The following is a 13,700-nucleotide window of genomic DNA, read 5'->3' on the forward strand; positions in this document are numbered from 1 at the left end:
CCAGCCAACGCACCCTCAACCAGTCAACGCAACCTCAACCGGCCAAGGCCACCCCAACCAGCCAACGCAACCTCAACCAGCGAAAGCAACCTCAACCAGCCAACGCAACCTCAATCGGCCAACGCAACCTCAACCGGCAAGACAACCTCAATCCGCCAGAATCTGCAGCACCGCCGCCTCGTCCACATCGGGCACCACTTCGGCCTTGCCGATGCCGCGCCACAGCACCAGGCGCAGCCGGCCGGCGACATTCTTTTTGTCCAGGCGCATGCGTCCCAGCAGGGCCTCGGGCGACAGGCCGGGCGGGATCTCGGTGGGCAGGTCGAACTCTTGCAGCAGGGTGCGCAGCGCCTCGGTGTCCTGTGCGTCGCTCATGTCCAGCGCGGCCGACAGGCGCGCGGCCAGCACCATGCCCACCGCCACCGCTTCGCCATGGTTGAGGTTGTCGTTGCCGGGCGCGCCGTAGCCTTGCTCTGTCTCGATGGCGTGGCCAAAGGTGTGGCCGAGGTTGAGCAGGGCCCGCTCGCCCTTTTCCAGCGGGTCGCGCGCCACGATCTCGGCCTTGTGTTCGCAGCTGCGGGCGATGGCCTGTGCCAGCGCCGCCGCATCGCTGTCGAGCAAGGCGCGGCGTTCGGCGTGCAGCCACTGGAAGAACAGCGGGTCGCGGATGGCGCCGTACTTGATCACTTCGGCCAGACCGGCGCGCAGTTCGCGGGCGGGCAGGGTGTGCAGGGTGTCGGTATCGGCGATCACCGCGCGCGGCGGATGGAAGGCGCCGACCAGGTTCTTGCCCTGCGGGATATCCACCGCGGTCTTGCCGCCGACCGACGAATCCACCATCGCCAGCAGGCTGGTTGGCAGCTGCACGCAGTCCACGCCGCGCATCCAGCAGGCGGCGGCGAAGCCGGCCAGGTCGCCGACCACGCCGCCGCCGAGCGCGAACACGCAGGCATCGCGAGTGGCGCCCAGTTCGGCCAGCGCGGTGATGGCGGCGCCGAAGTTGTCAAGCGTCTTGGAGGCTTCGCCGGCGGCGATCACCAGCTCGCCCAGTTGCAGGTCCGGGCGCGCCTGCAGCAGCGCGCTGCGCACGCCGGCCGCGTAGTGCGGCGCAACCTGCGTGTCGCTGAGCAACAGCACGTGGCGGCCGCGCACATGGCTGGCCAGGCGCGCGCCGTCGGCCAGCAGGCCGGGAGCAATGGTGATGGTGTATGGCTGCGCACCGTCGACATCGACGCTGCGCGAGGAACGGGGAAGTGTCATGCGGGGGTACTCGACATGCGCCATTGCGCAGCCAGGCGCAGCACCAGCTGCGCGGTGGCCTCGGCGGGGGAGAAGTGATCGGTTTCCAGGGTGAGGTCGGCGACCTCCTGATACAGCGGGGTGCGATGTGCGGCCATCGCGTGCAGCACCTGCTCGCGGTCGGCGCGCTGCAGCAGCGGGCGATTGCGGTCGCGCGCCAGCCGGGTGAGTTGCGCCGGCACGCTCACGTGCAGATAGACCACAAACCCGCGCTCACGAATCCGCGCGCGGTTGAGCGGATCCAGCACCGCGCCACCACCGGTGGAAATGAGTTTGTTGTCCTGTTGCAACAGCGCCTGCAAGGTCTCGGTTTCATGCTGCCGAAAGCGCGCTTCGCCATGCTGTTCGAAGATGGCGGGGATGCTGCTGCCCACGTGTTCGACAATGGCCTGATCCACATCCACAAACTCCAGCCCGAAGCGCTCGGCCAGGCGGCGGCCGATGCAGCTTTTTCCGGCGCCCATCGGGCCGATCATCACGAGATTGGGTGCGGGGTTCATGCGCACGGATCGTAGCATTCTGCACGCGCGGACCGGGCCGCCCGACGTGCGCCGATACCCGTGCGGCCCGCACACGCCGATACCAGTGCGTCCTGCGCACGGCCGGTGCTTGCCGCAGCAACCGCGCGCCGATGGCAATGCCAACTGCGCAGGCGGCGACAGCCGGGCCATGCGACAAGCGCGGGCGATGCGCCCACAATAGGCGCTTCTCCTGCTGCCACCTACCGTCATGCCCGATCTGTACGCAGAAGCGCTTGCCACCTTTACCGCGCTGTATGCCGAGGCGCAAAACAGCGCCGAACTGGAAGCCAGCGCAATGACCGTGGCCACCGCCAACGTGGATGGGCGGCCGAGCGCGCGCACCGTGCTGCTCAAGGCCTTCGACACGCGCGGATTCGTGTTCTACACGCATCTGGACAGCGCAAAAGGCCGCGATTTGCAGACCCATCCGCAGGCGGCGCTGCTGTTCTTGTGGCGCAGCTTGCGCGAGGCCGGCATCCAGGTGCGTATCGAAGGCGGCGTGCAGCTGGTGAGCACGGACGAATCGGACGCGTATTTCGCCTCGCGCCCGCGCATGAGCCAGATCGGCGCGTGGGCCTCGTTGCAATCGCAAACGCTGGGCTCGCGCGAGGAGTTCGATGCGGCGATCGCCAAGGTCGAAGCCACCTTCGAAGGCCGTGAGGTGCCACGTCCGGACGGCTGGGGCGGCTTCCGGGTGGTGCCGCAGGCGTTCGAGTTCTGGTACGGCGCCAAGTTCCGCCTGCATGAGCGCTGGCGCTATGAAGCCGATGCGGCCAGCCGGTGGACCAAGCGGATGCTGTACCCGTAAGTCCGGCCATCTGCGGCGCGCTCGCGGGCGAACCGCTGGCGCACGGTGCGGCATTGGCGCTGCGACGCCTGCCAAAGAGAGGGTGCATCCGGTCGGTGCCACGCACAGCGGCCTTGGCATGCAGGCGCGCGACGCCCGGCGCCCGGCCTCTGCCGCCCTGTCCGGACGCCTCGCTGCCCTGGGCAGACCAGGACCCGGTCGTGCTGCGCATCCGCCCAAGCCGCGGCACTGGATGCGGCATAACCGGTGCCAAACGGCACGTTCTGCCGGTCGCGAACAGTCTGTAGTATGTCCGCCCATCGCTTGACCATCGTTTCCAAAGGACAGGACATCGTATGACGCAGTACACCACTGTCGAATTGCACGGCCTGCTGGCCGAGCGCTACCGCGACCAGCCGATCGAGGTCGAGTTGATCGACGGGCTGGAACCGGCCATCAACCTCATCCTGGCCGACCACGGCGATATGCAGATCCAGGTTGCCGCCTCCGGCTCGCAGGTGTTCGTTTCCACACTGTTGGCCAACGCCGACCAGGTCAGCGACCGCGCAGCCTTCAACGACGCCTGCCTGCGGCTCAATCCGCTCAATCCCTTGTCCAACCTGGGCCTGGTCCAGGTCGATGGCCAGGATGCCTATGTGGTCTTCGGCGAGCTGTCGGCGTCGTCCACGCTCGACCAGATCGACGAGGAAATCCAGACCCTGGCGGCCAATACGCTGGATGCCGCCGAATCTCTCAAGCCGTTCTTTTCCTAAAGGCGTGTTGTCATGAGTATTTTTTCCAAACTGATCACGCTGCTGCGTGGCACCGCACATGAAACCGGCCAGAAAGCGGTCGACGCCAATGCGTTGCGCATCCTGGACCAGGAAATGCGCGATGCCGGCGCCCAGCTCACGCGCTCGCGCGAAGAGCTGACCAAACTGATGGCGCAGAGCAAGCTGGCGCAGCAGAAGATCGACGCGCGTGGCGGCAAGATGGCCGAGTACACGCGTTACATCGAAGGCGCGCTGGCCAAGAACGACGAAGCGCTGGCGCATGACGTGGCGGTCAAACTGGCCGCGCTGGAAAGCGAAGACGCCGGCGACAAGGCGTCCAAGACGTCGCTGGACCAATCGGTGGTGACGCTCAAGGCCACCATCCAGAAGACCGAAAACCAGCTGCGCGGCATGCGCCAGCAGATCGACACCGTCAAGGCCACCGATGCAGTGCAGAAGGCGCAGGCCGCCATCGCTGCGCGGCATTCTGGTGCCAGCAGCAAGATGGGCTCGGCACTGGAATCGCTTGAACGCATCAAGGCGCGCCAGGCCGAAACCTCCGCACGCATCGAATCGGCCGAAGAGCTCGAATCGTCCACTGGCGATGGCGATCTGAATCGGCGTCTGGCCGCAGCCGGCCTGATGGAAGGCGAATCCAATGCGGCCGCGGTGCTGGCACGCTTCAAGAAGCCGGCCGCCCAGCTCGGCCACGACACCGCCAGTGGGGCCGCGCCGTTGATCGGCCAGGTGCGCGACGTGCAGCAGGTTCCCCGCAGCGACAGCTGACTTAGAACAGCTGATAAAACGACTGTGCTCACCGCCGGGCGGGCGCGGCCGGTGCTCGGAATCCTGATGTACCACGCGTACACTCCGGTTCCTCCGCGCCGTCCACACCCACCTGGCGACTGCTCGCTACGTTTTGTCAGCCGCTCTTACAGCGCCACGGCACAGGACGCGCCATGATCATCGTTGGAAAGCTGTTCCGGGTCTTGCGGCGCCATGTGCGCCGCGTCAGTTGGGGCATGGTGGCGCTGGCGTTGCTGGCCCACATGGGCCTGAGCTGGGCGTTGCTGTGGCTGGCTGGCGAGCACAAGCTGGTCGGCCTGGATGCGTTTCCGTATTACTACATGACCACCGCCACCACCATCGGCTATGGCGACCTGTCGCCGGGTTCGGTGGCCGGGCGCTATATCGCCGCGTTCGTGTTGATGCCGGGCGCGGTGGCGTTGTTCGCCACGGTGCTGGCCAAGACCAGCGGCGTCCTCATCACGTTTTGGAGGCGTCATTCCATGGGCAAGATGGCCTACGCCGATTTGAGCGGGCACACCATTCTGATCGGCTGGCAGGGCGCGGCTTCGGCACGCTTGCTGGAGCTGCTGCTGTCGGACACCGCCACCGACGACGAAGGCGTGGTGCTGATCGCCGAAGGCGTCGCTGAAAACCCGATGCCCGACCATATGCGCTTTGTCGCCGCCGAGTCGTACACGCATACCGAGGTGTACCTGCGCGCCGGCATCGCGGGCGCGGCGCGGGTGATCGTCAACCCGCCGTCCGACGACCAGACTCTGGCGGCAGTGTTCGCGTTGATGGCGCATGCGCCGCGCGCGCATGTGGTGGCGCATTTCGACTCGGCCAGCGCCGCGCGTCTGGTCAACCACCATTACCCGGCCATCGAGTGCACGCGCCCGATGACTGCCGAAATCCTGGCCCGCGCCGCGCAGGACCCGGGCAGTGCCGCCATCACCGCCGAGTTGTTGTCGGTGGACGATGGCCCCACCCAGTTCAGTCTTGCCGTGCCTGCGAATTTGGATGCGCTGGATTACAGCCGGCTCGCCGCCGATTTCAGCCAGCGCGGCGCCTTGCTGCTGGGGCTGCGCGCGCCCGATGGCGCATTGCGCTTGAACCCGCCAGCACGCACCGCTGTCGCCGGCGGTGCCATGCTGTATTACCTGGCCGAACAGCGGGTGCCAGCGCAGGCGATTGCGTGGCAGGCACTGCGCGCCGCCGACCCCATTCCTGCATCGCCACAAGGTGTCTGACGATGAGTTTTTTCAGCAAGTTGTTCGGCCAACCGCAACCGCCACCGTTGCCCAGCTCCGGCACCGGCGCCATCGGGCACGCACTGCCGCTGGGTCTGCGCGTGGGAGGGCAGGTGGCCATCGATACCACGCTGTACCGCATGGCGCCGGATGCCATGACCGCCGAGTTGCCGGGCGGCAATCAAGGCATCCCGTGCTATGGCCACGTCAATCTGGGCGATGGTTATTCGCTGCACCGGTTCTATCTGGACGACGATGCGTTTTTGCAGGTCACCACCGTGGGCGGCGATCTGGAAGCGATGAAGGCGTTCGTGTATTGCGAGACGGTGAACCCGCCGAGCAAGCAGGCGTTTCAGGAGTTCGTGATGCAGCACCCGCACCTGGGCGCGGCGCAGATCGAGTACGCCGGCAAACGCTGGGAGCGCGCCACCCAATCCACCGACGACGGTGCACGCATTCCGCCGATCGCCTACGACGAGGTGCTGTACCGCTATCAGCCGCCGCGCCGCGATGGCGACCTGACCCATTACGCCATGCTCTACAGCCGCGATGTGCCCGAGCTGCAGCGCGAAGAATTTTTGCTGGTGACTGGCGAGGATTCCGGACCCAACGAATTTTGCGTGACCTACGCAGTCGGTATCGACGTCACCGTCGCCGATCTGGACATCACCTGAGCGCGCGCTCGCCCTTCACTCAACCGGTCCTGTCATGAATCCGATCAATCTGCAGAGTTTTCTCGCGTTTCTTTCCTACTTCGGTACCGGCCTGGGCGTGTTGATCGTCGCGGTGGTGCTGGTGACCCTGGTCACCCCGCACAAGGATTTCACCTTGCTGCGGCAAGGCAATGTGGCCGCCGCCACCGCGCTGGCCGGCAACCTGATCGGGGTGGCGCTGCCGTTGCATTCGGCCATCACCCATTCGGTGAGTCTGATCGATGCCTTGATCTGGGGCGTGGTCGCCTGCGGTATCCAGGTGGTGGCGTATCTGCTGGCCAACCTGGTGGCCGGACGCATCTCGCGGCAGATCACCGACAACGTCGCCGCCGCCGGTATTTTTTCTGCTGGCGTGTCGATCGCCGTTGGCCTGATCAACGCCGCGGCGATCACGCCGTAACGGAGCCTGCGCCATGAAGCGATCACGCAATCTCAAGCTCACCCTGATGGCGGCATTGCCGGCCGCGCTGGTCACCGGCTGCGGCTCGGAGCCGGAAACCGGCGTGGTGCTGCAGTCGGCCTCCGACTGCTACCAGGTCAAGCAGGAACAGAACGACATCCAGCAATGCCTCAAGGCCTACGACGAGGCGGTGGCCAAGCACCAGCAGGCCGCGCCGCGTTTCAACACCCGCTACGAGTGCGACGAACAGTTCGGTAGCTGCACCGCGGTGCAGAATCAGGGCCAGCAGAGCTGGATTCCGCCAATGGGCGGTTTTTTGCTGGGTTACGCGCTGGGCAACATGACCGGCGGTGGCGGCTATCGCTACGGCGGCTCGATTCCGCTGTATCGCGATTACCGCAGCGGCGGCTATTACAAGCCCAATGGCGATCTGGCCAGCAATCGCATCGGCAGCGTGCGCGGACGTAGCGGTGCGATCGATATGCCGACGCGCGCGATCACCGTGTCGCGCTCGGGCTTCGGCTCCAGTGCGGCGGCACGCAGCTCGTTCGGCAGCGGCGGGCGCAGTTCCGGGTTCGGCGGCTGACATGCAACGCATCGCAATTGCCGAACGCCCGGATTGGCGCGCGCAGGCCGAGTCGCTCGGTTTTCATTTTCACACCATCGACGGCGAGCCGTATTGGGACGAACGCGCGTACTACGCCTTTTCGTTGCGGCAGATCGAAGACGACATCGAGGCGCCCACCCAAGACCTGCACGACATGGCGATGCAGCTGGTGGACGAAGTGGCCGGCTCCGAGGCGCTGCTGACCAAGCTGGCCATCCCGCCGTTTTACTGGGACTGGATCGCCAACTCCTGGAAGAACCGCGACCCGCATCTGTATGGCCGCATGGACCTGGCGTACTCCGGCAACGGCCCGGCCAAGTTGTACGAGCTCAATTACGACACGCCCACCTCGCTGTATGAGGCTGCGTATTTCCAGTGGTTGTGGCTGGAGCAGCAGATCGCCGCCGGCGCGCTGCCCGCCGGCACCGATCAGTACAACCTGATCCAGGATCTGTTGTGCGAAACGCTGGGCGCGCTGGCGGTGGATGGCGCGTTGGGTGCGCAGATGCATTTTTCAGCGGTGCGCGACTCGCTGGAAGACCGCGCCACTGTGCGTTATCTGCGCGATTGCGCGCATCAGGTCGGCATTGCGACCGAAGAAGTCGCCATCGAAGACATCGGCCTGAGCGCCGACGGCTGGTTCACCGATGACCAGGACCGCGTGATCCAGACCTTGTTCAAGCTGTATCCGCTGGAATTCATGATGGAAGAGCGCTTCGGCCCGGCGTTGATCGCCAACCGCGTGCGCCTGATCGAACCGGCATGGAAATCGGTATTGAGCAACAAGGGCATCCTGCCGCTGCTGTGGGAACGCCATGAAGGGCATCCCAATCTGCTGGCAGCGCGCTTTGCGCAGGCCGGCGAAGCACCCGCTGCCGGTTGGGTACGCAAACCGCTGCTCTCGCGCGAAGGCGCCAACATCGCGTTGGTCACCGCGCAAGGCGAGGCCGCACACACCGATGGCCCGTATGTGGACGGCCCGGCGATCCTGCAGGCGCACCACCCGCTGCCGGTCTTCGATGGCCGTCATGCGCTGGTGGGCAGTTGGGTGGTGGCCGATCGCCCTGCCGGGTTGGGCATGCGCGATGACGATGGCCCGATCACCCGCGACACCTCGCGCTTCGTGCCGCACGTGATCGTGGATTGATCTCAACGCGTCGGCGCGTTGCAGATAGGCGATGTGGTCGTAGCGACGATGCGCATCACGCGTGTCCAGGCAACTGCGGCGTTTGCTTTGCATACGCCGCAGTTGCGCGCAAGCCCTGCGGGCTGTGCGACGCAGCGCAGGTTTTCCACACCCCCTGTGGATGGAACTTGCACAAGGCTGTGGACAACTGCGTGCAGGCCCCGGCCCGCAACGCTGTCAAGATGGGTGGCGAAAAAATGACCAATCGCTCGCGGTGGGCAAGCAGGCGCAGCTTTTGTAGCGATCTGGACAGAATCGGCAAACTTCTGGAAGCGCTCTGCGTCGCGATGTCACTGCGGATGCAGTCGGCCAACCAGGCATGCTCGTTTGCAGAAGGCCTGCACGACGTATCCGCGTCGATCCGATGCGATATGCAGCATCGGCCTATCCGCACTACAACTCACCGCGACAGCCACGCAGCGCTCGTCACACCCGCCGCGCCACAAAAAAGCCCGCCATCGCTAGCAACCAGGCCAGCGCGAAGACGCTCAGGTAGGCCGCCCATGGTGCCGACGCCAACAGCGCGGCGAAGAGCGCGCCGGCCAGCGCCAGCATGCCGGCAACGGCAATCGCTTCGCTCAGCTGCATCGCAGAGCTGTTGGCGCCTTGCTGCGCCGGTGGCGACAAGGCCAGCGTCAGCACCGACAGGCTGGGATACACCAGGCCCATGCCCAGGCCGGTCAGCGCCCAGCCGGCGACGGCCAGCGGCACTGGAATCGCCGGCCACACCGCGCCTGCGCCGATCACGATGCCCAGCGTCATCAGCAGCGCGCCGGTCTTGAGCAGGCGCGGCCGCGACCAGCCAGCGCGGCTGTGGCCCTGGTACCACGAGCCGCTGAACCAGCCGAGCGCACCCACGCTCAGTGCCACGCCCGCCAGCAGCGGCGTGAGCCCACGTTCGCGCGACAGCAGCAACGGCAAGAACGCCTCGAACCCGAAGAACGCCGCCGCGGCGATGCCACGCAGCGCGATCACGCTGGGCAACCCGCGCGCCAGCCGCAGTGTGCCTGCCGGCAATAGTTGCCACGCGCAATACACCGTGAGCAACAGCGGCGGCAGCATCGCGCCCAGCGCAGTCATGCCGTGCAACTGACCGCCCAGATACACGCCCAGTACGCCCAATGCCGCGCCGATGGCCCAGCCCAGCGACGCAGTCGGCGCGGCGGGATCCGCATTGGTCCAGCTCCGCCCGCGCAGTGCCGGCCACAGCATCAACCCGGCCGGAATCGCCAGCAGCGGCACCGATAGAAACACCCAACGCCAGCCCACGTGCTGCACGATCAGCCCGCTGATGCTCGGCCCGATCAACGACGGCACTACCCAGCCGGCGGAGAACGCGGCAAACACGCGTGGCCGCAACGCTTCCGGATACAGCCGCCCGACAATTACGTACAACGCCACTGAATACGCGCCGGCGCCCAGCCCCTGCAACAGGCGCCCGGCGATCAGCGACGGCATGCTGGGCGCCAGTCCGGCGATCAATAGCCCGATCAAAAAACACAGCAGCCCGACGCCCAGCGCGCCGCCGGGGCCGTGACGGTCGCTCCAGCGCCCGGCGGCGGTCATGCCCACCACGCTGGTGGCCAAGGTGCCGCCGAAGGCCAGTGCGTACAGCGGTAAGCCGTTCAACTCGCGCGCCACGGTGGGCATTGCGGCGGCCACCGCCAGCGATTCGAAGGCATTGAGCGATACCAGCGCGACCATGCCGAGCGTGGCGGCGCGATATGGCGCTGCCAGGATCGAGCTGGGGTGCGTGGCGTGGGGCGGTGTGGCGGGCAGGGCGGTATCGGTGGGCATCGAACATCCAGAGCGAGTGAGCAGGGGCGTGACCGTGGCGCTTGCGTCGGTCATGGCCGCGCAGCATCCTGCCTCAACCAAGGTTGAGGTCAAGGCAATGCAGCGTGAGTTGTCGGTGGGCGAAGTGGCCAAGCGCAGTGGCGTGGCGGTATCGGCATTGCATTTTTATGAGCGCAAAGGCTTGATCCGCAGCCTGCGTACTGCAGGAAATCAGCGGCGTTATGCGCGCGATGTGTTGCGGCGCATCGCGGTAATTCGTGTCGCGCAACGGCTTGGAGTGCCATTGCAGCAGGTGCTGGATGCGTTCTCGGTATTGCCAGATCAGCGCACGCCCACGCGCGCGGAATGGGCGCGCATGTCCGCGCGCTGGCGCGGGCAGCTGGATGCGCGCATCAGCGAACTGCAGGCCCTGCGCGACCAGCTCACCGATTGCATCGGCTGCGGCTGCCTGTCGTTGCGCCGCTGCCGCTTGAGCAACCCGGACGACGCACTCGGCGCGGACGGCGATGGTGCGTTGCGACTGGGCAGCTTGATTCCGGAATAAGAGTGGCTAACAAAACGTAGCGAGCGGGCGCCTGGCGGTGAGTCTGGTTTTGTCGGCCGTGTCTTGGTGGATGCGGTCAGAAGTCCAGGTCAAACGCTGAGTGGATCGCGTGCGCTGTGCCTTCGCCGCTCGCGGCACACGCCGTGAACCTGTCCATGCGGGCTCGATGGCGGCATCCATGCCGCCACACGGTCCTGCAATCGGCGAGGACACCGCACCAGAGAGTTTGCTGGCTGCTTTACTCAAAGCCATGCATACCGACCATCCCGACTGGTCCTTGCCTGCCTACCGTCGCGGGACCTTACGCGGCATGGATGCCGCGTAAGCGCTGACAAGGACGTACTTGCAGCGTGTCCCGCGATGGTAGGTAAGGGCCCTGCAACCAAGCCGCAGATCAGCCGCTCTGCGGTACGCAGGCGTGGGTTAGTTTTGGTAACCGCTCTCAGCATCACCGGCATGGCCGTCGCGCAGATCGTCGAGCGGAGTGCTGCTGCCGCGGAATCGTGCAGCGCCATCCGGGACCAATGGCATTCCCGCGCGCGGCGAGGCACGCCGTAGGATGGAAGTCCCCCACGCCGCAGGATTTCGCATGACCCCCACCGTGCGCCGATCGCTTACCGTTGCATTGTCACTGGCATGCGTTGCCATGCCCGCACTTGCCGCTCCCGCAGCAGCCAGTTCCGCAACCGCAGCACCCGCACCGGCCAGCCCTTTCGATCCACTGGCCTTGTTCGCCCCGTTGCAATTACCCGATGCGCCCAATGCGTATCGCAGCGGCAGTGGCGTGCCCGGGCCGTTGTTCTGGCAGAACCGTGCCGACTACCAGCTCGACGCGCGCATCGATCCGGCCAGTCACACGCTCACCGGCACCGCCGCCATCCATTACACCAACCACAGCCCGGACGCGTTGGACGTGCTGTGGCTGCAGCTGGACCAGAACATGTACCGCGCCGACGCGCGTGCGGCGGCCAGCCGTCCATCGCGGCGCACCGAGTTCACCGACGGCATGCAGATCGCCAGCGTGGAGATCGAGCGCGATGGCCGCCGCCAGCCCGCGCATTTCGTGGTGGACGACACCCGCATGCGCGTGGATCTGCCAGAACCGCTGGCCGGGCAGGGCAAGGCGCTGACGCTGCAGATCCATTACCGCTACCGCATTCCCGGCACCTGGGGCGGGCGCACCGCCTACAGCGCAAGCAAGCAGGGCGAGATCTACGAGATTGCGCAGTGGTACCCGCGCATGGCCGTCTACGACGATCTGCGTGGCTGGGACACGCAACCGTATCTGGGCTCGGAGTTTTATCTGGAGTACGGCGACTTCGATTACGCGGTGACCGTGCCGGATGGATTTCTGGTGGCCGGTTCCGGTGCGTTGACCAACCCGGCCGAGGTGCTCAGCCGCGCCGAGCAGCAACGCCTGCAACAGGCGCGCGACAGCGACCGCACGGTGCTGATCCGCACGCCCGCAGAGGTCGCCGCACGCGCAGCGGCACCGGCAGCCAGCGGCACGCGCACCTGGCGCTTCCATATGGAGCACACGCGCGATGTCGCGTTTGCCGCATCGCCTGCGTTTGTATGGGATGCCGCACGCATCAATCTGCCGGGCGGCAAGCAGTCGCTGGCGATGTCGGTGTACCCGGTGGAAGGTGTGGGCGCGGATAAATGGAACCGCTCCACCGAATACGTCAAAGGTGCGATCGAACATTTTTCGCAGTGGTATGCGTACCCGTGGCCCGCTGCGATCAACCTGGGCGGCTACGGCGCGGGCATGGAATACCCCGGCATCGTCTTCGACGGCTTCGAAGACGGCGGCAAGGACCTGTTCTGGATCACCGCACACGAGATCGGCCACACCTGGTTCCCGATGATCGTCGGCTCCAACGAACGCCGCTATGCCTTCATGGACGAAGGCTTCAACACCTTCATCGATGTGTACGCATCGGATGCCTTCAACAAGGGCGAATACGCGCCCAAGCGCGACTCGGAATATGCGCCCAAGGGCGGAAACCCGGTCGATGAAATCCTGCCGTTGCTGGCAGATCGCACGGCGCCCACCTTGATGGATATCGCCGATGCCACCAGCGAAACCTACCGTCATCCGCTGACCTATTTCAAAGGCGCGTTGGGGTTGGTGTTGCTGCGCGAGCAGATTCTGGGGCCGGAGCGCTTCGATCCGGCGTTTCGCAAATACATCGCTACCTGGGCTTACAAACATCCCACGCCTTCGGATTTTTTCCGGTTGATGGAAAGCGAAAGCGGTGAAGACCTGAGCTGGTGGTGGCGCGGCTGGTATCTCAATAACTGGCAGCTGGACATGGGCATCGCCCGCGCGCAGTACGTCGATCACGACCCGGCCAAGGGGCTGCAGCTCACCTTGCGTAGCCGGCAGAAACTGGTGATGCCGGTCACCGTGCGGGTGGATCTGGCCGACGGCAGCCACCTGGATCGTCGCGTGCCGGTGGAGACCTGGCTGCAGAACACCGCCCCGACGTTGACCCTGCCCACCACGCAGAAAGTGCTGCATGTGACCCTGGACCCGGATCATGCGCTGCCGGATGCCGACCGCAGCGACGATCGCGTGGACGTGATCGGCTGACCGTCGCCAACGTGAGCGGGCTGACGACCCCGCTGGCCAATGCGCGCAATCGCCGCGCGCTGCAACTGCGCTCCACGGCGCAATCGATTGCGAAGATTGCGCCGTTTTTTCCTTGTACACCCGTCAGCGCTGCACTGGTTTCCAACGCCACGACGCCAGCCGGCATCAGTGCATGGCCATCGTGTGCGTCGCGCGTCTGAGTCAACCACGTTGTTGTCGATGCGACGTTTGCGCAATCGCCTTGCGCGACCCCGCTGCGCCGGTTTCATTGTGCGAATTTCACCGTGGCTGCCGCCGGTTTTCGCGCAATCGGATGATAACGCTTACAGCCGCGCTGCCATTGATTACCGCATGCGGGCTCAAGCGAGTGCTGTATCGGCTGTAACAGTGCGTGCTCATCACTATGCTGCAACGCACGGTGACAAGCGCTTTATCGCC

At 65.7% G+C, this 13,700-nt stretch carries 13 protein-coding genes and 1 other RNA gene; 11 read left to right on the top strand and 3 right to left on the bottom strand.

Features of this window, described 5'->3' with window-relative positions:
- Nucleotides 1-147 precede the first annotated feature (147 nt).
- Nucleotides 148-1,260: a 3-dehydroquinate synthase gene (gene aroB, locus ABQZ00_RS04510; RefSeq protein WP_323537474.1), complete on the bottom strand. Its 1,113-nt coding sequence runs from the start codon at nucleotides 1,258-1,260 to the stop codon at nucleotides 148-150.
- A complete protein-coding gene (locus ABQZ00_RS04515) occupies nucleotides 1,257-1,799 on the bottom strand; it encodes a shikimate kinase (RefSeq protein ID WP_055850381.1) in 543 nt (180 codons plus the stop codon). Before ABQZ00_RS04515 ends, aroB begins: the two co-directional genes overlap by 4 nt.
- 229 nt (nucleotides 1,800-2,028) lie before the next feature.
- On the opposite strand from ABQZ00_RS04515, the gene pdxH reads away from it, so the two are divergent.
- From pdxH to ABQZ00_RS04560, 9 genes are all read left to right on the top strand, one after another.
- Nucleotides 2,029-2,628, top strand: a complete 600-nt coding sequence (pdxH, locus tag ABQZ00_RS04520) for a pyridoxamine 5'-phosphate oxidase (RefSeq protein WP_323537473.1) — start codon at nucleotides 2,029-2,031, stop codon at nucleotides 2,626-2,628.
- Between the two features lie 335 nt (nucleotides 2,629-2,963).
- Complete coding sequence (locus ABQZ00_RS04525) at nucleotides 2,964-3,380, top strand: YjfI family protein (protein ID WP_323537472.1); 417 nt, start codon at nucleotides 2,964-2,966, stop codon at nucleotides 3,378-3,380.
- 12 nt (nucleotides 3,381-3,392) lie between these two features.
- The gene (locus tag ABQZ00_RS04530; protein ID WP_323537471.1) at nucleotides 3,393-4,166 is read left to right on the top strand and encodes a PspA/IM30 family protein; all 774 of its coding nucleotides are present in this window, start codon (nucleotides 3,393-3,395) and stop codon (nucleotides 4,164-4,166) included.
- 66 nt (nucleotides 4,167-4,232) lie between these two features.
- A non-coding RNA gene (locus ABQZ00_RS04535) (sX9 sRNA) lies at nucleotides 4,233-4,308 on the top strand.
- 31 nt (nucleotides 4,309-4,339) lie between these two features.
- Nucleotides 4,340-5,419, top strand: a complete 1,080-nt coding sequence (locus ABQZ00_RS04540) for a potassium channel family protein (protein ID WP_323537470.1) — start codon at nucleotides 4,340-4,342, stop codon at nucleotides 5,417-5,419.
- Nucleotides 5,416-6,093: a YjfK family protein gene (locus ABQZ00_RS04545; RefSeq protein ID WP_323519797.1), complete on the top strand. Its 678-nt coding sequence runs from the start codon at nucleotides 5,416-5,418 to the stop codon at nucleotides 6,091-6,093. Before ABQZ00_RS04540 ends, ABQZ00_RS04545 begins: the two co-directional genes overlap by 4 nt.
- Before the next feature lie 34 nt (nucleotides 6,094-6,127).
- Nucleotides 6,128-6,532 (top strand): DUF350 domain-containing protein, encoded by a 405-nt coding sequence (locus ABQZ00_RS04550; RefSeq protein ID WP_115513533.1) that lies wholly within the window; start codon nucleotides 6,128-6,130, stop codon nucleotides 6,530-6,532.
- Between the two features lie 13 nt (nucleotides 6,533-6,545).
- The gene (locus ABQZ00_RS04555) at nucleotides 6,546-7,118 is read left to right on the top strand and encodes a DUF1190 domain-containing protein (protein ID WP_115513532.1); all 573 of its coding nucleotides are present in this window, start codon (nucleotides 6,546-6,548) and stop codon (nucleotides 7,116-7,118) included.
- A gap of 1 nt (nucleotide 7,119) precedes the next feature.
- On the top strand, nucleotides 7,120-8,286 hold the full coding sequence (locus tag ABQZ00_RS04560; protein WP_323537469.1) for a glutathionylspermidine synthase family protein: 1,167 nt from the start codon (nucleotides 7,120-7,122) through the stop codon (nucleotides 8,284-8,286).
- Nucleotides 8,287-8,751: 465 nt separating this feature from the next.
- Here ABQZ00_RS04560 and ABQZ00_RS04565 read toward each other — a convergent pair whose 3' ends face one another.
- Nucleotides 8,752-10,122 carry an MFS transporter gene (locus ABQZ00_RS04565; RefSeq protein WP_323537468.1) on the bottom strand — a complete coding sequence of 457 codons (1,371 nt, stop codon included), beginning with the start codon at nucleotides 10,120-10,122 and terminating at the stop codon, nucleotides 8,752-8,754.
- 97 nt (nucleotides 10,123-10,219) lie between these two features.
- Here ABQZ00_RS04565 and soxR point away from each other — a divergent pair, with 97 nt between their 5' ends.
- Complete coding sequence (soxR, locus tag ABQZ00_RS04570; RefSeq protein ID WP_055850382.1) at nucleotides 10,220-10,666, top strand: redox-sensitive transcriptional activator SoxR; 447 nt, start codon at nucleotides 10,220-10,222, stop codon at nucleotides 10,664-10,666.
- Nucleotides 10,667-11,255: 589 nt separating this feature from the next.
- Nucleotides 11,256-13,262 (top strand): M1 family metallopeptidase, encoded by a 2,007-nt coding sequence (locus tag ABQZ00_RS04575; protein WP_323537467.1) that lies wholly within the window; start codon nucleotides 11,256-11,258, stop codon nucleotides 13,260-13,262.
- Nucleotides 13,263-13,700 lie beyond the last annotated feature (438 nt).

It is taken from the genome of Xanthomonas sp. WHRI 10204, assembly GCF_040202875.1.
In the GTDB taxonomy this organism is placed as follows: domain Bacteria; phylum Pseudomonadota; class Gammaproteobacteria; order Xanthomonadales; family Xanthomonadaceae; genus Xanthomonas.

What these genes read in the sequence shown, in the direction of transcription:
- ABQZ00_RS04525 (WP_323537472.1), top strand. Translation starts at nt 2,964, where the DNA reads ATGACGCAGTACACCACTGTCGAATTGCACGGCCTGCTGGCCGAGCGC.
- ABQZ00_RS04550 (WP_115513533.1), top strand. Translation starts at nt 6,128, where the DNA reads ATGAATCCGATCAATCTGCAGAGTTTTCTCGCGTTTCTTTCCTACTTC.
- pdxH (WP_323537473.1), top strand. Translation starts at nt 2,029, where the DNA reads ATGCCCGATCTGTACGCAGAAGCGCTTGCCACCTTTACCGCGCTGTAT.
- soxR (WP_055850382.1), top strand. Translation starts at nt 10,220, where the DNA reads ATGCAGCGTGAGTTGTCGGTGGGCGAAGTGGCCAAGCGCAGTGGCGTG.
- ABQZ00_RS04560 (WP_323537469.1), top strand. Translation starts at nt 7,120, where the DNA reads ATGCAACGCATCGCAATTGCCGAACGCCCGGATTGGCGCGCGCAGGCC.
- ABQZ00_RS04575 (WP_323537467.1), top strand. Translation starts at nt 11,256, where the DNA reads ATGACCCCCACCGTGCGCCGATCGCTTACCGTTGCATTGTCACTGGCA.
- ABQZ00_RS04565 (WP_323537468.1), bottom strand. Translation starts at nt 10,122, where the DNA reads ATGCCCACCGATACCGCCCTGCCCGCCACACCGCCCCACGCCACGCAC.
- ABQZ00_RS04540 (WP_323537470.1), top strand. Translation starts at nt 4,340, where the DNA reads ATGATCATCGTTGGAAAGCTGTTCCGGGTCTTGCGGCGCCATGTGCGC.
- aroB (WP_323537474.1), bottom strand. Translation starts at nt 1,260, where the DNA reads ATGACACTTCCCCGTTCCTCGCGCAGCGTCGATGTCGACGGTGCGCAG.
- ABQZ00_RS04515 (WP_055850381.1), bottom strand. Translation starts at nt 1,799, where the DNA reads ATGAACCCCGCACCCAATCTCGTGATGATCGGCCCGATGGGCGCCGGA.
- ABQZ00_RS04530 (WP_323537471.1), top strand. Translation starts at nt 3,393, where the DNA reads ATGAGTATTTTTTCCAAACTGATCACGCTGCTGCGTGGCACCGCACAT.
- ABQZ00_RS04555 (WP_115513532.1), top strand. Translation starts at nt 6,546, where the DNA reads ATGAAGCGATCACGCAATCTCAAGCTCACCCTGATGGCGGCATTGCCG.